Annotated in this window: 24 protein-coding genes; 12 read left to right on the top strand and 12 right to left on the bottom strand. The window is 61.3% G+C overall.

Translation table 11 applies throughout. From position 1 onward, the window contains the following. Nucleotides 1-15: 15 nt before the first annotated feature. The 4 genes from R1W01_RS11390 to R1W01_RS11375 all read right to left on the bottom strand — a co-directional run bounded on the left by R1W01_RS11390 (nt 16) and on the right by R1W01_RS11375 (nt 3003). Nucleotides 16-726, bottom strand: a complete 711-nt coding sequence (locus R1W01_RS11390; protein ID WP_297757190.1) for an alpha/beta fold hydrolase — start codon at nt 724-726, stop codon at nt 16-18. A gap of 79 nt (nt 727-805) precedes the next feature. Further along, nucleotides 806-1252 (bottom strand): VOC family protein, encoded by a 447-nt coding sequence (locus R1W01_RS11385; RefSeq protein ID WP_297756759.1) that lies wholly within the window; start codon nt 1250-1252, stop codon nt 806-808. A gap of 15 nt (nt 1253-1267) precedes the next feature. After that, complete coding sequence (locus tag R1W01_RS11380; RefSeq protein ID WP_297756757.1) at nt 1268-2248, bottom strand: alpha/beta hydrolase; 981 nt, start codon at nt 2246-2248, stop codon at nt 1268-1270. Next, nucleotides 2248-3003, bottom strand: coding sequence for an alpha/beta fold hydrolase (locus tag R1W01_RS11375; protein ID WP_297756756.1), 756 nt, complete (start codon nt 3001-3003; stop codon nt 2248-2250). Before R1W01_RS11375 ends, R1W01_RS11380 begins: the two co-directional genes overlap by 1 nt. Before the next feature lie 233 nt (nt 3004-3236). Between R1W01_RS11375 and R1W01_RS11370 the strand changes: the two genes are divergently transcribed. From R1W01_RS11370 to R1W01_RS11345, 6 genes are all read left to right on the top strand, one after another. Further along, a complete protein-coding gene (locus R1W01_RS11370; protein WP_297756755.1) occupies nt 3237-4862 on the top strand; it encodes a thiamine pyrophosphate-binding protein in 1626 nt (541 codons plus the stop codon). A gap of 147 nt (nt 4863-5009) precedes the next feature. Continuing rightward, nucleotides 5010-6959, top strand: coding sequence for a threonine--tRNA ligase (gene thrS, locus R1W01_RS11365; RefSeq protein ID WP_243612085.1), 1950 nt, complete (start codon nt 5010-5012; stop codon nt 6957-6959). Between the two features lie 238 nt (nt 6960-7197). Beyond that, nucleotides 7198-7500 (top strand): DUF2282 domain-containing protein, encoded by a 303-nt coding sequence (locus R1W01_RS11360; protein WP_243612086.1) that lies wholly within the window; start codon nt 7198-7200, stop codon nt 7498-7500. 61 nt (nt 7501-7561) lie between these two features. Next, nucleotides 7562-8419 (top strand): DUF692 domain-containing protein, encoded by an 858-nt coding sequence (locus tag R1W01_RS11355; RefSeq protein WP_297756754.1) that lies wholly within the window; start codon nt 7562-7564, stop codon nt 8417-8419. Continuing rightward, entirely contained in the window at nt 8416-9162 is a 747-nt protein-coding gene (locus tag R1W01_RS11350) for a DNA-binding domain-containing protein (RefSeq protein ID WP_297756753.1), read from the top strand. Before R1W01_RS11355 ends, R1W01_RS11350 begins: the two co-directional genes overlap by 4 nt. Before the next feature lie 9 nt (nt 9163-9171). Next, complete coding sequence (locus R1W01_RS11345; RefSeq protein ID WP_297756752.1) at nt 9172-9732, top strand: DoxX family protein; 561 nt, start codon at nt 9172-9174, stop codon at nt 9730-9732. Here the strand turns inward: R1W01_RS11345 and R1W01_RS11340 are convergent. Both R1W01_RS11340 and R1W01_RS11335 read right to left on the bottom strand, forming a co-directional pair. Next, the gene (locus R1W01_RS11340; protein WP_243612090.1) at nt 9721-10089 is read right to left on the bottom strand and encodes a hypothetical protein; all 369 of its coding nucleotides are present in this window, start codon (nt 10087-10089) and stop codon (nt 9721-9723) included. The genes R1W01_RS11345 and R1W01_RS11340 overlap by 12 nt on opposite strands. Nucleotides 10090-10139: 50 nt before the next feature. Further along, entirely contained in the window at nt 10140-10451 is a 312-nt protein-coding gene (locus R1W01_RS11335; RefSeq protein ID WP_297756751.1) for an ArsC/Spx/MgsR family protein, read from the bottom strand. 201 nt (nt 10452-10652) lie between these two features. Here R1W01_RS11335 and R1W01_RS11330 point away from each other — a divergent pair, with 201 nt between their 5' ends. After that, nucleotides 10653-10859, top strand: coding sequence for a cold-shock protein (locus R1W01_RS11330; RefSeq protein ID WP_243612092.1), 207 nt, complete (start codon nt 10653-10655; stop codon nt 10857-10859). Nucleotides 10860-10916: 57 nt separating this feature from the next. Here R1W01_RS11330 and R1W01_RS11325 read toward each other — a convergent pair whose 3' ends face one another. From R1W01_RS11325 to R1W01_RS11315, 3 genes are all read right to left on the bottom strand, one after another. Continuing rightward, a complete protein-coding gene (locus R1W01_RS11325) occupies nt 10917-11225 on the bottom strand; it encodes a hypothetical protein (protein ID WP_243612093.1) in 309 nt (102 codons plus the stop codon). A gap of 120 nt (nt 11226-11345) precedes the next feature. Beyond that, the gene (locus tag R1W01_RS11320) at nt 11346-11822 is read right to left on the bottom strand and encodes a dihydrofolate reductase (RefSeq protein ID WP_297756750.1); all 477 of its coding nucleotides are present in this window, start codon (nt 11820-11822) and stop codon (nt 11346-11348) included. Between the two features lie 4 nt (nt 11823-11826). Then, nucleotides 11827-12618: a thymidylate synthase gene (locus R1W01_RS11315; RefSeq protein WP_243612095.1), complete on the bottom strand. Its 792-nt coding sequence runs from the start codon at nt 12616-12618 to the stop codon at nt 11827-11829. A gap of 146 nt (nt 12619-12764) precedes the next feature. On the opposite strand from R1W01_RS11315, the gene R1W01_RS11310 reads away from it, so the two are divergent. Both R1W01_RS11310 and R1W01_RS11305 read left to right on the top strand, forming a co-directional pair. After that, a complete protein-coding gene (locus R1W01_RS11310) occupies nt 12765-13193 on the top strand; it encodes a VOC family protein (RefSeq protein ID WP_297756749.1) in 429 nt (142 codons plus the stop codon). Between the two features lie 5 nt (nt 13194-13198). Further along, entirely contained in the window at nt 13199-13942 is a 744-nt protein-coding gene (locus R1W01_RS11305; RefSeq protein WP_243612097.1) for a DUF1194 domain-containing protein, read from the top strand. A 41-nt stretch (nt 13943-13983) separates the two neighbouring features. On the opposite strand, the gene R1W01_RS11300 is transcribed toward R1W01_RS11305, so the two are convergent. From R1W01_RS11300 to R1W01_RS11290, 3 genes are all read right to left on the bottom strand, one after another. Continuing rightward, nucleotides 13984-14481: a MarR family winged helix-turn-helix transcriptional regulator gene (locus tag R1W01_RS11300; RefSeq protein WP_243612098.1), complete on the bottom strand. Its 498-nt coding sequence runs from the start codon at nt 14479-14481 to the stop codon at nt 13984-13986. A gap of 104 nt (nt 14482-14585) precedes the next feature. Beyond that, nucleotides 14586-14843: a succinate dehydrogenase assembly factor 2 gene (locus tag R1W01_RS11295; protein ID WP_243612099.1), complete on the bottom strand. Its 258-nt coding sequence runs from the start codon at nt 14841-14843 to the stop codon at nt 14586-14588. 1 nt (nt 14844) lies between these two features. Next, nucleotides 14845-15255: a multiprotein-bridging factor 1 family protein gene (locus R1W01_RS11290; protein ID WP_243612100.1), complete on the bottom strand. Its 411-nt coding sequence runs from the start codon at nt 15253-15255 to the stop codon at nt 14845-14847. 84 nt (nt 15256-15339) lie between these two features. On the opposite strand from R1W01_RS11290, the gene R1W01_RS11285 reads away from it, so the two are divergent. From R1W01_RS11285 to R1W01_RS11275, 3 genes are read left to right on the top strand one after another with little or no spacing between them, the layout of a single operon-like run. After that, entirely contained in the window at nt 15340-16542 is a 1203-nt protein-coding gene (locus R1W01_RS11285) for a pyridoxal phosphate-dependent aminotransferase (RefSeq protein WP_297756748.1), read from the top strand. After that, nucleotides 16539-16916 (top strand): bleomycin resistance protein, encoded by a 378-nt coding sequence (locus tag R1W01_RS11280; protein WP_297756747.1) that lies wholly within the window; start codon nt 16539-16541, stop codon nt 16914-16916. Before R1W01_RS11285 ends, R1W01_RS11280 begins: the two co-directional genes overlap by 4 nt. Further along, nucleotides 16913-17317: a hypothetical protein gene (locus R1W01_RS11275; RefSeq protein ID WP_243612103.1), complete on the top strand. Its 405-nt coding sequence runs from the start codon at nt 16913-16915 to the stop codon at nt 17315-17317. Before R1W01_RS11280 ends, R1W01_RS11275 begins: the two co-directional genes overlap by 4 nt. Nucleotides 17318-17330: the final 13 nt, after the last annotated feature.

The raw sequence follows: 17330 nt of genomic DNA, 5'->3' as shown, positions 1-17330 counted from the left end.
CCGTTTTTCTTTGGACTACTGAAGAATGTAAGGCTGTCGCATCCAATCACGAAGCGCCGCCGTCGTTGCCGCCGGTTGCTCGAGCGTCGGAAGATGCCCCGCCCCCTCAATCACCTTCAATTCCGCATAGGGGATCAACTCGGCCATGAACGTGTGGCGTTTGACCGGCGTCAGCGTGTCATGCTCGCCGCACATCACCAGCGCAGGCACCTTACACTTGCGCAACGTGCTTTGTTGGTCCCTTCGACGTTGCAACGCCCGCACCTGACGGATGAACACATCCGGCCCAAGGTAAAGACCCATCTCTTTCACGATCCCAAGAATCTCCGCCCGCTGCGGTCCGGGGGCAAGATAGTCGGGTTGCATAAACGTCTCGATCACCTTGCCAAGCTGTCCCGCCTTCGCGCTCACGATGAGCGGCTCATACGCGGACGAGCTTTGCGGCGTCTCTGCAAGCGGGTTGGTATCCAAAAGCGCGATGCGCGTGACACGATCCGGCGCGCGCCGCAGGATTTCCATCGCCACGATCCCGCCAAAGCTCAACCCCGCCAAAGCGAATTTCTGCGGCAAGAGTGGCAACAACCCCGACGCGATCTCTGATACGCGCTCCCCGCCCGTCACGGGCGCAGTCATCACCGGCATCTCCGACGACAATTCCGCGATCTGCGGCCCAAACAGGCGCGCATCGCACATCATTCCGGGAAGCAGAACCAAGGGTTCCGACATGCTCATCTCGCCTCTCTTGAACCGCAACTTCTGACGTTTGCAATTCTACTTTCCGCCCATGCGCGATCTAGGTCAACACTTACCCGTATCCGTTCCAGCGAAACGCCCCATCCGGCCCGAGCGGCGAGAACGGGTTATGCGCCACCTCCCAGATATGGCCGTCCGGGTCTTCGAAATACCCGTGATGCCCGCCCCAAAACACATCCTGCGCGGGCTTCAACAACCGCGCGCCCGCGCCCGCCGCCCGCGCGAGCAGTGTCGCAACATCTTCCTTCTCGCGCACGTTATACGCCAAGGTCATGCCGCCCGGTCCGCGAAGCACCTCTTCCGGCAGTCCGGTTTCCTCGGCCAAGGCAGCGCGGGAATACAGACCGAGCGTCTGCCCGATGAGGTCAAATGCGATGACGCCATCTGGGCTTGCGACACGGCACCACCCAAGCGCCTCATAGAAGGCCGCTGCCCGTTGCATATCGTCTACAGCAAGGGTGATGAGGCTCACCCGCTGCTCGAAAATCGCCTCATCCATGACTTGACCTTTCCATCACAACGCATTGATCCAATTTACAAATGCCGTGACCGCATCCTGCGTCTGACCGGGGGACATGATATCGCCTGCAATAACGTGGGATGAAGGATCATCGCCTTCAGTCATCTGCACCGCCTGAACCGTCACAGGCCCGCCCCAAGCATCCACGACCGCGCGCGTGGCGCGGTGATCGACGACCTGATCCGCGTCTGAAAAACGGAACAGCGCCGGGATTGTGACGGCGCCATAGTCCTGCCCCCGCGCGTGTTTCACCAACGCCGCCATCTGGAAAAGCGCCTGCGTCGGATAGCTATGGGTCCAATAGGTCGCATGGCCTTCGTTCCCCGGCTCCCAGCTACGCGTTTGACCGGCGACCGTCGGCACCCAAAACCGTGCGGCAGGCAAGGTCAGCACAACAGAGGCCGGATCAGCAATCGCAAAGTTCGGCGAGACGAGGATGATCCCCGCCACACCCTGCATCATCTCCGGCTGCAACGCCGCCTCGGCAACAAGCGTCGCCCCTGTCGATGTCGCAATGATGATAACATCGTTTCCAATTTTATGAGCAACAGCAATAGCTTCCGCGACATCGCTCATCCATTCCGAGGCGCGCGCCTCCGCCAATGCCGCACCTCCAAGCCCGTGCCCGGCAAGCCGCGTATAGACAAGGTTCGCGCCTAGCTCGGCCGCGACAAGATCCGGCACCGGGCGGATCTCCTCACTGGTCGCCGAGAAGCCATGCACATAGACAATCGCCTGGTCCGTGGCCTCTCCGGTCGTCCCGGCCCAGACAACGCGCTTCTCGACGCCCGGCGTGAGCCCCGAATACCCGGCTTCTCGCGCGGCGAGATAGGCGTCTACATCCGGACCAATCGCGGCAGTGTCAAACTCAGGAACAAGCGTAACCGTCTCACGCGGACCAAAAAACCAGAGCCCGCCAAGCAGCAGACCCACAAGAAGAAGCATCCGCCCCAAGAAACGCCCAAATGTTCGCATTAGACAGATTCCTTGGCGTTCATAACCGAAATAACACATTCTTCGATCAGTTTAAGACAAGCCTCATCCGAGAACCTGTGGTCCGCACCCTTCACAAAGGTGAGACGGATATCCTCAGCTTCCGCATGATCGAGCAGGCGCAGCGCCACCTCACGGCTCACGGCCTCGTCTTCCGTTCCCTGCACCATCCGTACCGGGAACGGTAACTTCAAAGGCGCGCGCAGCACGAGGTTCTTGCGCCCATCTTCGATCATGCGGCGCGTCACGATATAGGGGTCCATGTAATCCGACGGCAATTCTACCTGTCCCACGGTCTCGATCGCCTCTTTCTGCGCCTCCGAGAAGCCTGCCCAATAGCTGTCCTCGGTGAAATCCGGCGCGGCGGCGATGGTGACAAGGCCGGCAATCCGTTCAGGGATCGCACGGGCCAGCAAGAGCGCCTGCCAGCCGCCCATGGACGATCCCACAAGCACCAGCGGCCCGGAGGTCAGCGCCGTGACCGCCGCGAGCGCATCCTCGTGCCAATCCCCGATACATCCCTCCTCGAACGCGCCAGAGCTTTCCCCATGCCCCGAGTAATCAAAGCGCAGAAAACTCTGCCCCCGCGCCTTGGCCCACGCCTCAAGGTAAAGCGCCTTGGTGCCTTCCATGTCGGATTTGAGGCCACCAAGGAACACCACCGTCGGCCCGGTCTCCCCGCTCTTGTGATAGGCGATCCGCCGTCCTTGTGGCGTGTCCAGATATTGGGCATGCATGCTCTGTCTCCCGTTGGTCTTGCCCGCATCATGCCGGGGGACGGCGTGCTCCACAACTCCCGCGTCTCGAATTCACCAAAGCGCATCTCCACCCACCTTGACGCGCAGTTCACGCATTGAGTTGCGCAGGGAATGAAAGTTTCCGCATAGATCACCTTATGAGCGCGCGAGATTACGCACACCCCGCATCGCTCCTCCTCTATCAAGGACAAAACGCAACAGGAGACACCCCCATGAGCCAGGAAATCCACGTCCACCAATCCATCGCCCGCGCCCTTGCCGATCAAGGCGTAGAGACCCTCTTTGGTCTGATGGGCGATGCCAACCTGTTCATGGTCGATGCGTACGTGCGCGAATGCGAAGGCCGCTTCGTCCCCGCCGCCCATGAGGGTAGCACTGTCCTGATGGCGATGGCCTATCATCATGTCGCGGGCAAGGTCGGCGTCGCAACCGTGACCCACGGCCCGGCGCTCACCAACTGCATGACCGCCCTGACCGAGGGCGTGCGCGGCCACGTCCCGCTTGTTCTTCTCGCAGGCGATACCCCCGTCGACAACCCGCGCCACCTGCAAGGCATTGACCAGCGCGAGGTGGTGAAAGCCGCCGGCGCAGGCTTCGAACAACTGCGCAGCCCGGCCACCGCCGCCAAGGACGTGGCCCGCGCCTTCTACCGCGCCCAGGTCGAACGCCGTCCCATCGTCCTCAACATGCCTGCTGATTTCATGTGGGAAAAGACGACCCACGAAACCCATGTGCTCGACGTCTTTACGGCCCCCGGCGGCGTCGCCGAGGGAGATACGCTCGACAATGCCATCGGCATGATCGCTTCCGCCCGCCGCCCCCTGATCCTTGCCGGGCTGGGCGCTGTCGCCGCGCGCGAGCAACTCATCAAGCTTGCCGACCGCCTCGAGGCACCGCTCGCCACCACGCTCAAAGCCAAGGGGCTGTTCAACGATCACCCCTACAATATCGACATCTTCGGCACGCTGAGCACACCCGCCGCCTATGATCTCATCGCCAAGGCCGACTGCATCGTCTGTTTCGGCACCGGCCTGCATGATTTCACCACCGACAAGGGCAAGCTGATGTCGGGCAAACGCATCGTGCAGATCGATATCGCCCCGTCGCAGATCGGCGGCGGGTTGCACCCCGATGCCGCACTCGTGGCCGATGCGGGCCTCACCGCAGAGACCATCCTCTATTGGCTTGATGAGGCCGAAATCCCCGGCAGCGGCTTTACCCGCGACCTCGAGACCAGCGAACTGACCCATCACCCGGTCGGCCCCAACAAGACCGCCGAAGGGTGCGTGAACTTCGTGCACGCGCTGGAACACCTCGAAGAGCTCTTCCCCAAGGACCGCATCCTCGTCACAGACGGCGGCCGCTTCATGACCGAGGTCTGGTGCCGCCTCTCCGTGCCGAACCCGCATAGCTTTGTGCCGACGGTGAATTTCGGCTCCATCGGCCTTGGCCTTCAGGAAGCCATCGGCGCCGCCGTGGCCGATCCGGACCGCCCCACCGTTCTCTTTACCGGCGATGGCGGCTTCATGATGGGGGGCATCAACGAGTTCAACACCGCCGTGCGTATGGGGCTGAACCTGACGGTGATCGTCGCCAACGATGCCGCTTATGGCGCCGAACATATTCAGTTCCTCGACCGCCAGATGGATCCGTCTCTGTCGGAATTCCAATGGCCCTCTTTCGCCGCCACGGCAAACGCCCTTGGCGGAATCGGGGTCGAGGTGCGCTCGGACGCGGATCTTGAAAAGGCGCTCGACATGCTGCGCGGCCATAAATCCGGTCCGGCCCTGATCGAGCTGCACCTTGATCCCCATGACGTGCCACGCATGCGCGCTTGACCTTCTGGCGCGACATTTGATCTTTGCAACCGGGCGGCGCGTGCTGCCCGGTTGACATGTCTGCGCATCCGGCGCAAATAGTCTCCGAACCATATACCCGCAACCGGGCGTTCCGTGGGCGCCAAACTGACGAGGAGCTTGAGGCTGATGGCCGATATTTCCCTGACTTTTCCTGATGGTAATGCACGTTCTTACGGCAAAGGCGTAACGCCTGCCGAGGTCGCGTCTTCCATTTCTTCCTCCCTTGCCAAGAAAGCGATCTCCGCGACCGTCGATGGTCAGCATTGGGATCTGCAATGGCCGATCGAGGCCGACGCCTCTATTGCCATCAACACCATGAAGGACAACGACGCCGAGGCGCTCGAACTGATCCGCCACGACCTCGCTCATATCATGGCCCGCGCCGTGCAGGAGATCTGGCCTGACGTGAAGGTCACCATCGGCCCGGTGATCGACAATGGCTGGTATTACGATTTCGACCGCGAAGAGCCCTTCACCCCCGAAGATCTCGGCGCCATCGAGAAGAAGATGAAGGAAATCATCAACCGCCGCGATCCCGTCACCACCGAAATCTGGGAGCGCGACCGCGCGGTGGCTTTCTATGAGGCCAACAACGAACCCTATAAGGTCGAGCTGATCGAAGCGATCCCCGGCAACGAACCGCTGCGCATGTATTGGCACGGCCATTGGCAAGATCTCTGCCGCGGCCCGCACCTTCAGCACACCGGCCAAGTGCCCGCAGATGCCTTCAAACTGATGAGCGTCGCCGGGGCTTATTGGCGCGGCGATAGTGACCGCGCCATGCTTCAGCGCATCTACGGTGTCGCCTTCAAGAACAAGGAAGACCTCAAGGCGCATCTCCACATGCTCGAAGAGGCCGCCAAGCGCGACCACCGCAAGCTCGGCCGCGAGATGGACCTCTTCCACATGCAGGAAGAAGCCCCCGGTCAGATCTTCTGGCACCCGAACGGCTGGACGATCTACACCATGCTGCAAGACTACATGCGCCGTCAGCAGACCCGTGGCGGCTATGTCGAGGTCAACACACCGCAGGTTGTCGATCGCAAGCTCTGGGAAGCCTCGGGCCACTGGGACAAGTACCAGGAAAACATGTTCATCGTCGAAGTGGACGAGGAACACGCGCGCGAAAAGGCGATCAACGCCCTGAAGCCGATGAACTGTCCCTGCCACGTGCAGATCTTCAATCAAGGCCTCAAGTCCTACCGCGACCTGCCCCTGCGCATGGCCGAATTCGGTTCGTGTAACCGCTATGAGCCTTCGGGCGCGCTGCACGGCATCATGCGCGTGCGCGGCTTTACGCAGGACGATGCGCATATCTTCTGCACCGAAGCTCAGATCGAAGACGAAACCAAGAAGTTCATCGACTTCCTGTCGCGCATCTATCGCGACCTTGGCTTCGAGACGTTCTCGATCAAGTTCTCCGATCGCCCCGATACCCGTGCGGGCTCGGACGAGGTCTGGGACAAATCCGAAGAGGCGCTCAAGGCCGCGACCATCGCGGCGGGCTGTGATTTCGATCTGAACCCCGGTGAAGGCGCCTTTTATGGGCCGAAGCTCGAATTCGTGCTAACCGACGCCATTGGGCGTGATTGGCAATGTGGCACGCTGCAGGTCGATTTCGTCCTGCCCGAACGCCTCGACGCGACCTATATCGGCGAGGACGGGGCGAAACACCGCCCGGTCATGCTGCACCGCGCGACGCTCGGCTCGTTCGAACGCTTCATCGGTATCCTGATCGAGGAACACGCAGGCAAGCTGCCCTTCTGGATTGCTCCCCGTCAGGTTGTCGTGGCCTCCATTGTCTCCGAGGCCGATGACTACGTGTACGAGGTCGTGGACGCCCTGCGCGCCAAGGGTGTGCGTGCCGAGGCCGATACGCGGAACGAGAAAATCAACTACAAGGTCCGCGAACATTCGGTCGGTAAGGTGCCCGTCATCCTCGCCATCGGACGCAAGGAAGTCGAAGAGCGCACTGTCTCGACCCGCCGCCTCGGCGAGAAGCAAAGCAAGGTCCAGAGCCTTGATGAGATTGTAACCGAACTCGCGAAAGAGGCACTGCCGCCCGATCTCGCCTAGCGCAGTGGGCCGAAATTGCAACAAAATCGCAGACGCGCCTCGGAAAACCGGGGCGCGTTTCGCGTTTTGAAACAAAACCGCCCGATCCAACGTGGATTTCTCACGCTTTTGTCACGTCCCCTGACGGACGCGTGACACACGGCCCCGTGATTGGTCCGTGACAGGCTGCCACACCTAAGTTCTTCCCATGCCGCCCAATCGGGTCGGCCAGTTTTCTAAACCAAAGGGAAGAGAAACTATGTCCAAGACCGTCAAAACCCTCGCCGTCGCAAGCGCCGTCGCTGCTGCCCTCACCGCAACCACCCAAGCGGCCTCCGCGATGGAAAAGGAAAAGTGCTACGGTGTTTCGCTCGCAGGTGAAAACGACTGCGCCGCAGGCGCTGGCACGACCTGCGCAGGCACCTCGACCGTTGACTACCAGGGCAACGCCTGGACCCTCGTCGACGCGGGCACCTGCATGGATATCGAACTGCCCGACATGGCAGACGGCTCCAAGCGTATGGGCTCGCTCGAAGAACTCGACCGCGACCTGCCGGCATAAGCCACCCCCGGCGTCCCGTCCCTCGGCGGGGCGCCACATTCTCTAACGAAAGGTGCCTCCGATGCTCGATGCAAGCTCCCGTTTTCCTGCCTTGCCCGCAACGCCGGGTGTCGGCTACAAGCCACAGCACTTCAACGACATCGTAGAAAACCCCGGCACCGTCGGCTGGCTCGAAATCCATGCCGAAAATTACATGGGGGATGGCGGCCGCCCGCTTGCACAGCTGCGTGCGCTGGCCGAACGCTTCCCGATCTCCGTGCACGGTGTCGGCCTTTCGATCGGCGGCGAAACCCCGCTTGATCCCGATCACCTCGCGCGCCTGAAACACCTTATTGGATGGCTCAACCCCGCCTCCTTCTCAGAACATCTCGCATGGTCCACCCATGAAAGCGCCTTCCTGAACGACCTGCTGCCCCTGCCCTACACAGAAGACACCCTGGCCCGCGTCTGCGCCCATATCGATCAGGTGCAAGAGGCCCTCGACCGCCCCATGCTGCTCGAGAACCCGTCAAGCTACCTCGCCTTTGCCGAAAGCACATGGTCCGAACCTGATTTCCTGCGCGAAGTGAGCCGCCGCACCGGCTGTGGCCTGCTCCTTGACGTCAACAACGTCTTCGTCTCCGCCACCAACCTCGCCTATGATCCGCGCAGCTATATCAACGATTTTCCCCTCGACGCCGTGGGCGAGATTCATCTCGGCGGCCATGACGAGGACGAAGACGAACACGGCGCACCGCTCCTCATCGACAGCCACGGCGCGCCCATCGTCGATCCCGTCTGGGCGCTTCTGGACCACACGCTTGCCCTCTCCGGCCCGCGCCCTGTGCTCATCGAGTGGGACAATGATGTGCCCGCCTGGCCCGAGCTAGAATCCGAAGCCGCCCGCGCAGCAGACGCCCTCGCCAAGGTGCCCGCATGAGCCGTCAAAGCGCCTTTCGCGCCGCAATCCTTGACGCCGAGCGCCCCGCGCCGCCCGATCTTCAGGACGGGCTGGGCCGCAGTGCGACCAAACGCTTCAACGTCTATCGCAACAACGTCGCGGTTTCCCTGACCGAGGCGCTCGAGGCAAGCTTTCCTGCCACGGCACGCCTTCTCGGGGACGAAAATTTCCGCGCTGTCGCGGGCCGCTTCCTGCGCAGCTCGCCGCCGGAAAGCCCTCTGATGATGCATTACGGCGCCGGGTTTCCCGATTTCCTCGCCTCGCTCGACGCGCTGGCCGCAAAGGGCTACCTCGCTGACGTGGCGCGCCTCGAACAGGCCCTGCGCGCTGCATATCACGCCGCCGACCACGCGCCGATTGCGCCCGACGCGCTGGCCCATATCGCGCCCGAAGACCTGCCCGAGACGCGCTTTGGCTTTGCCCCGGCGGTTTGCCTTCTGGGCTCCGAGTGGCCGCTTCTCTCGATCTACCGGCTTGCCCTTGATCCCAAGGCGCCCAAGCCCCGCGCCGAGGCACAGTCCGTCCTCGTCGCGCGCACCGGCTATGATCCCCTGCCGCATCTCCTGCCGCCCGGCGGGCTCACCTTTGCAACGGCCCTCATGGCGGGCCAAACCCTCGGCGAAGCCGCCGAGACCGCCACCAAGGCCAGCCCCGATTTCGATCTGTCCACCTGTCTCGCGTGCCTCCTCTCTGCCGAGGCCATCACCGCGATCCTACCCTGAGGTCTTCCCATGTCGTCCCTGATCCAGCTCTACACCGCCGTCACCGCCCGCTTGTCCCGCCTTGATGCCCTCCTGCCGCTTCTTGCGCGGCTGATCTTTGCTGCCGTTCTGCTTGGCTATTTCTGGGCCTCTGGCCTGACCAAGCTCGGCGATGGCGTGTCCGGGCTTTTCTCTCCCTCGACAGGCGCATACGTGCAAATCTTCCCGCGCGCCTTCGAGGCCGCAGGTTATGACAGTTCGCAAATGTCGCTGCTGCAATACCTCGTCGTGCTCGCCGGAACTTGGGCCGAGTTCATCCTCCCCGCCCTAATCGTTCTCGGCCTCGCAACCCGCCTTGCCGCGCTTGGCATGATCGGCTTCGTCACTGTGCAATCCCTGACCGATCTCTATGGCCACGGCGGAATCGAACACCCCGAAACCCTCGGCGCATGGTTCGACCGCATCCCCGATGCCGTGATCCTCGATCAACGCGCCTTCTGGGTGTTTCTCTTGCTGGTTCTGGTCATCAAGGGCGCAGGTCCGGTCGCTCTCGACCGCCTGCTTGCGCCCCGCCGCGCCTTAGAAATGTGATTTCGGCTCATCCGGCTTCCCGGCGGCAATCGCCAGCACACCGCCCAGAAGGGCAAAGCTGATCGGGAACATGGTGAAGGCATTGAAATCAAACGCCACATACATGCCGAGCGCCGACAGAAGCATCAGAACACCGCCCCAAAGCGCCCGCGCCCGCGCCATCGCACCCCCGGCAATCGCCAGCATTGGCGCAAACAGCCCGCCAAAACGCACAAGCTGCACGTTCTGCACCTGCTCAAACAGGTCTGGCACCTCGCCATAGCGATCAATGAGGTCCGTATAGCCCCAGCTGAAAAAGCCGATCAGCATTCCGCCGAGCCCGGCAATAATTCCAAGGGTCAAAGCCGCGTTGCGCATGAGGCCTCCTGTTATCGTGTCAGACCGTCTACATAAGAGCGCCCGCGCCCTTAGCCAAGAGCCGCCTGCACATCCTTACCCCAGCCAAGATAGAGCGCCCCATCGACCTCGATCAGCGGTCGTTTCATCAGAGTCGGATGCTTCTGCAAAAGGGAAATCGGTGCTTCTTGGCGTTCTGCCGCGCTCAAACCGCGCCATGTCGTTGACCGTGTATTGACCAAAGCGCCGCCAAATTCCGCATATGCCCGATTGAGAAGCGCCTCCGGAACGCCCTCTGCCCGCACATCCACGAACTCTGCATTTCCTAGAACCTTCAACGCCTTACGGCACGTATCGCATGTCTTAAGACCATAGAGTCGCATGGATTACCCCTCTTTTGCGCCAAGACCTGACGCCAAGACGCCTGTTTTTCAAGTCGTTTTGCTTGCTTTTTACAATCGCCGTGCAATCCTCGGTGTAGCATTTCCGTTCGTCTCGCGGCGCCATGGCCCGGGGTGCGCGGCTGAATGCGGTCGTCGGGCCGGAACTCCGGCGGCAAGCAAGGCAATAGAAGGAGACACGGTATGCCGGTCGGCACCGTTAAATGGTTCAACACCACCAAGGGATACGGCTTTATTGAGCCGGAAGATGGCGGCAAGGACATTTTTGTCCATATCTCCGCCGTGGAACGTTCGGGTATGACCGGACTTGCGGACAATCAGAAGATTTCATTCGAACTGATTGAAGGCCGCGACGGACGACAGATGGCAGGCGATCTCAAGGCGCTTTGACGCCCGCTGTGGGCCGGGGCGCCGGATCAGCGCCCCGCTCTTTCGGCGAGATTTGCCTCAATCACACCCTTTGACACCAGCCGGGCAATCGTAGCCGCCATAGCTGCGGCGATACGAGGCGCGGTTATAATAGGTTTCGCCCGTGTTCGGCGTGCCGCAACAGATCACACCCCCCATCGTGATCGGCTGAAGCCCGCTCGGACAGTAGTTGCCCGAGGCCGGATAGGGGTGGATCATCAGGCCTTCTGGCTTGTTCACTTGGCCAATCTGCGGCGCGTTGCTGCTCCATGTCTGGGCCATGGCCGGCGCCGCCATTAACACGAGCGCCGCAGACAGCTTGGAAATCGTCTTGAGAACCGTCGTCATCGGGAATCCTTCCCATCGAAGAGAATATGCATGTTGAATGCCGCGATCCTACGGGCGCGCTGGCCGCGCTGTCAATTTCCCTAATGGAAACAAGGTGTTTTCCGGAGCGCCCTCACGGGCTTAGCGCCGCAGGTACTCATGCAGGACACAAGTCGGGTCTTGCGCCCGCAGATCATACGTCCCAATCCGCCGCCAATCTTCTTCCGAAAAGTCCGGGAAGAACGTATCCGCATCCTCGATGGCAAGATCCACTTCCGTCACCAATAGACGTTCGGCCAGCGGCATCATCGCACGATAGATCCCCGCGCCACCAATGCCATAGACCCGCCGATACCCCGCCGCATAGGCGATTGCGATCGCCTCCTCGACCGAGCCCGCCTGATGCTCCGTGAGCCTCGGCTGCCGTGTCACGACGATGTTCATCCGGTTCTTGAGCGGCTTCACGGGCAGGCTATCCCAAGTGTTGCGGCCCATGATGATCGCACCGCCGAGGGTTTCGCGCTGAAACGCCTTGAGGTCTTCCGGCACGTGCCACGGGATATCGTTGTCCTTGCCGATCGCGCCGTTACGACCCCGACCAACCATCAATGAAATCATAGAGTTACACCGCAACCGGAGCCGAAATCGCCGGGTCCGGATCATAGTTGAGGATTTCGAAATCCTCGTATTTGAAATCAAAAAGCGATGGCACATCCCGCGTGATCCGCAACTGCGGCAGGGGTTTCGGGCGGCGCGCAAGCTGTGTTTGAACCTGTTCCATATGGTTGGAATAGATATGCGCGTCGCCGATCGTGTGGATGAAATCGCCCGGTTCATAGCCCGTCACATGCGCCAACATCACCTGCAGCAACGCATAAGAGGCGATGTTGAACGGCACGCCAAGGAACATGTCCGCCGACCGCTGATATAGCTGCAGATGCAGCTTGTTGCCCGCGATCCGCACTTGCCAGAGCGTGTGACACGGCGGCAGCGCCATATCCGGCACATCCGCCGGGTTCCACGCCGACACGATGAGACGGCGGCTATCCGGCGTCGTCTTGATCGCCTCGACAAGATCGGCCACCTGGTCGATCTCACCCAAATGCCCCGGCCAATGGCGCCATTGATGGCCGTAAACGGGGCCAAGGTCGCCGTTCTCATCGGCCCATTCATCCCAAATCGAGACGCCATTGTCCTTGAGATAGCCGATGTTGGTATCGCCCGCGAGGAACCACAGCAGTTCATGGATGATCGAGCGCAGGTGCAGTTTCTTCGTCGTCACCAACGGAAACCCATCCGCCAGCGGATAGCGCGCCTGCATCCCAAAATACGAAAGCGTGCCGGTGCCGGTGCGGTCCGAGGACTCCACCCCGTGATCCAGAATCGTCCTCAGCGCGTCGTGATATTGCTGCACGGGCGGTCTCCCTGATCCAAAATCCCTCCCTTCCCTCATAAAGACTTCGTGATCGCGTTGGAAGGCGGATTACACTGGCCATGGCGGCGCGGGTTTGCTTTCATCGGGGCAACGACGAACAAGAGCGACGACAAGGGAAACCGCACATGCATCTGAAATACCTGCACACCATGGTCCGCGTGAAAGACCTCGAGGCCTCGATGGCCTTCTATGCCCTGCTCGGCCTCAAGGAAACGCGCCGCTACGATAGCGAGGCGGGCCGCTTTTCGCTGATCTTCATGGCGCCAGAGGGGCAGGAAGACTGCCCGGTCGAACTCACCTATAACTGGGACGGCGATGACGAGCTGCCTTCGGATTCGCGTCATTTCGGCCATCTCGCTTATGAGGTCGGCAATATCTACGAGATGTGTCAGCACCTGATGGACAACGGCGTCACCATTAATCGCCCGCCGCGTGATGGGCGCATGGCCTTCGTGCGCTCGCCCGACAATATCTCGATCGAACTTCTGCAAGAGGGCGAGGCCCTGCCTGCCGCCGAGCCCTGGCTCAGCATGGAAAACACGGGCCACTGGTGATCGCGATGCGCGGTCGCGCTTTCCGCACTGTGCGGCGGCTGGGATATGCCGCTGCCGGGCTTGCGCTTCTTGCGGCCGGGCCTGCGCGTGCGGTCGAGTGTCGTTTGGCGCTGCTGCTGGCGCTCGATGTGTCCAGTTCGGTCAATGCAACAGAGGACGCGCTGCAACGGCGCGGCCTTGCCCGCGCGCTCTTGTCGCCAGATGTGGAACGCGCCTTCTTCATCGCGCCGCAGCATGTGGCGCTGGCGGTCTATGAATGGAGCGGGCGCTACAATCAGAAGATCCTCCTCAACTGGACCCTGATTGAGAGCCCTGCCGCGCTTTATGAGGCGGCGGCGACACTGGCGTCCTCCGAGCGCAGCACCACGAAATTCCCAACCGCGCTTGGCTATGCGCTTGGCTATGGCGCGACGATGTTCCAATCCGCGCCACGCTGTCTTTACAATACGATCGATGTCTCCGGCGACGGCAAGAACAATGAAGGCTTCGGCCCGGAAGAGGCCTACAACGCCTTTGCCTTCCGTGACATCGTGGTCAACGGTCTGGCGATCAATGCTGCCGAGTTCGAGGCCGAAACCGATCTCATCCCCTATTACAAGAACGAAGTCCTGCACGGCCCCGGCGCCTTTCTCGAGATCGCCACAGGCTATGCCGATTTCGAACGCGCCATGAAGCGCAAGTTGGAGCGCGAACTAAGCCCGCCGACGCTCGGCCTCCTGCCCCCTGTGGAAGACACCCGCACTCGTTAACCAAGGACTGTGCAAAACGCGCGGGGTCCGGGGTGCACAGCCTAGTAAATATAGCGGATCTGATCGGCCCAATAGCGTTCGACCCGGCGCAGCGCAAAGGTGATCTCCTCGATCCCTTCCGCCCCAAGCACGCCCTTGTCGCGCAAGCCATCCGCATGGCGCTCAAACAGGGCGGCGACCACATCGCGGATTTCGCGCCCCTTCTGCGTCAGCCGGACCCGCACCGAGCGGCGGTCAATCTCACAGCGTTGATGGTGCATAAACCCCATCTCGACGAGTTTCTTGAGGTTATAGCTGACATTGCTGCCTTGGTAGTAGCCGCGCGATTTCAACTCGCCCGCCGTAACCTCGTTGTCGCCGATGTTGAACAAAAGAAGCGCCTGAACCGCGTTGATCTCTGGCACCCCGACTCGCTCGAATTCGTCCTTGATGACGTCGAGCAAGAGCCGATGCAGCCGCTCGACAAGCGCCAGCGCATCAAGATAGGAGGCCATGAACCCCTGATCGAGGCGCGTCTCAAGCTGTGTGTGAATGCTCATCTGCATCTCCGACTCGTCCGTGTTGAGGTCGGAGATTGCGCGACAAAGCCCAACAATCGGTTAAACCGCGTCGGGAATAGATAAAATGCAAAGTGAAAGCTGCGCTAGCCGCTGATGGCGCGCGAGATATTCCCGATCAGCCCCTGAAACCGGTCGGGTGCGGGCTGTTGGCCCGTCACCCATTGATAGAGGTCTTGATCGTTTTCGTGCAGCAGATCCTCGTAAAGATCGAGAGCCGCTGCATCCATCCCCGCGAGGTTATCATCCGCATAGCGCTCGAGGATGATATCCATTTCCTTGATGCCCCGGCGCATAGAGCGCATCTTGAGGCGTTTCAGGCGGGTCTCGCGGGGTTCTGTCATCTTAGCCGATATCCTTCAGTTTCAACCGAAGCTTCTTTTCCAGCCGCGCCATCTGGTCAAGCTTCAATTTGAGATCAGTGCGCAAATCACGCATCTCGACGAGGATCGCATCAAGACCGGGGACCGCTTCTTCCTCTGGGGTGAGATCGACGCCTTCGCCTTCCCCGATCAGGAGCCAGCCAACCGACACGTTCAAAAGGCCGGCCATCATCTGAAGCTTGTTGGCGCGCGGCTCGGAAATATCGTCCTCCCAGCCTTTCACGGTCGTCAGCTTGACACCCAGACGGCGGGCAAGTTGGCCTTGCGTCATCGAGGCATTGTTGCGGGCCGCGGCAAGACGATCTCCGAACGTTGCCACGTCCTCCCCGAACCAGTTGTCGTCCGTCTGGTCCAAGATGGTTTCTTCCGTCATTTATCGGTCTCCTCTGCCTAACCGCTTGATCGGGTCCCGGGCGCACCCTAAGACATGGGGGTACTGAACACAAACGAGGTTCCCATGTCCTTCCTTTCCGAGACGCTTTCTCGCGTGAAACCGTCACCGACCATCGCCGTGACGACCAAGGCCGCCGAATTGCGCGCTGCGGGCAAGGATGTGATTGGCCTCGGCGCGGGCGAGCCGGATTTCGATACGCCGCAGAATATCAAGGACGCCGCCGTCGCCGCCATCGCGGCCGGTAAGACGAAATATACCCCCGTCGACGGCATCCCCGAGCTGAAACAGGCGATCTGCGCCAAGCTCGAGCGCGACAACGGCCTGTCCTATACCCCGGCGCAGGTGAGCGTCGGCACGGGCGGCAAGCAGATCCTCTACAATGCCCTCATGGCAACGCTGAACGAAGGCGATGAGGTGGTGATCCCGGCGCCCTATTGGGTCTCTTATCCGGACATGGTGCTGCTCGCGGGCGGCATCCCTGTCATCGCCGCCGCGACGCTCGAGAACAGCTTCAAACTGACCCCCGAACAGCTCGAGGCGGCAATCACCCCCAATACCAAATGGCTGATCTTTAACTCGCCTTCCAATCCGACCGGCGCAGGCTATAGCCGCGACGAGTTGAAGGCGCTGACAGATGTGTTGATGCGGCACCCGCATGTCTGGGTGATGACCGACGACATGTACGAGCACCTCGCCTATGACGATTTCGAGTTCTGCACCCCGGCGGAGATCGAACCGGCGCTCTATGACCGCACCCTGACATGCAACGGCGTCTCCAAGGCCTATGCGATGACCGGCTGGCGGATCGGCTATGCCGCTGGTCCGGTCGAACTCATTGCCGCCATGCGCAAGATCCAGTCGCAATCGACCTCGAACCCCTGCTCGGTCTCGCAATGGGCCGCCATCGAGGCGCTCAACGGCACGCAAGATTTCCTGCCCACCAATAACGAGATCTTCAAACGCCGCCGCGACCTCGTGGTTTCCATGCTGTCCGAGATCGACGGCATCACCTGCCCGGTGCCGGAAGGAGCGTTCTATGTCTACCCCTCGATCGCCGGTCTGATCGGCAAGACGTCCAAGGGCGGCGCCAAGATCGATAGTGACGAGGCCTTCGCCACTGCCTTGCTCGAAGAAACCGGCGTCGCCGTGGTCTTTGGCGCGGCCTTCGGGCTCTCGCCGAACTTCCGCGTCAGCTATGCAACCTCGGACGAGAACCTCAAAGAAGCCTGCACCCGGATCCAGACCTTCTGCGCGGGGCTGTCATGAAACAAAGCAGGATCACTGCCAACCTCCCCAGCCGCGATTTCGACGCGACTGAGGCGTTCTACGCCGCGCTCGGCTTTGAACGCGCCTACCGGGGGGATGGCTGGATGATCCTGCATTTCGACGGTCTTTTGGTGGAGTTCTTCCCCCATCCGGATCTCGACCCGAAGACAAGCTGGTTCTCCGCCGGGCTGCGCACACCTGCGATTGCGCCGATCCGGGACCGCTGGGCCGCGGCAGGATGTTGGTCAGAGGAGACCGATATTCCCCGCCTGACCGGGATCACCGACCCAGCGGGCGACGTGCCCGGCATGTTCTGCATGATTGATCCCGACGGCAGCCTGTGGCGGATCATGGAAGACGGAGGCCCGGCATGAGCGCAGACCTGCCAGAATATTATTTCCGCGTCCGCGAGAACGGCGCCGTGGTGTTCCGCGTCGATAGCGACAACCGCCAGCGCCGGATCGAGATGGACCAGATCGCCGTGGTCAATATCCGCAACGGCGAGATCAAGCCGCATGGCGATCGCGCGCTGTCGGAAGAAGATGTCGCGGTCATCCGCGACTGGATGAGCGAACGCCAGGGCGTCCTCGCCGCCCGTGACATCGACGATATCCTGCGCACAGTGGATCACCTCAACCTGACGACGCAATGGGCCCAATCCCGTGCCTCGGAAGACCAGCTCGAAGAGGTTACGGATGCGCTTCTTCTGGCGATGCATGACCTGCGCTCGGTGCTTGTGCGCAAGAAAGCCGACCGGTTGATGAAAGAGGATTGAGGGGGAGGCTCCC

Source organism: Shimia sp. FJ5, assembly GCF_032918335.1.
Classification (GTDB): domain Bacteria; phylum Pseudomonadota; class Alphaproteobacteria; order Rhodobacterales; family Rhodobacteraceae; genus Shimia; species Shimia aestuarii_A.
This window is presented reverse-complemented; position numbering and strand designations above follow the sequence as displayed.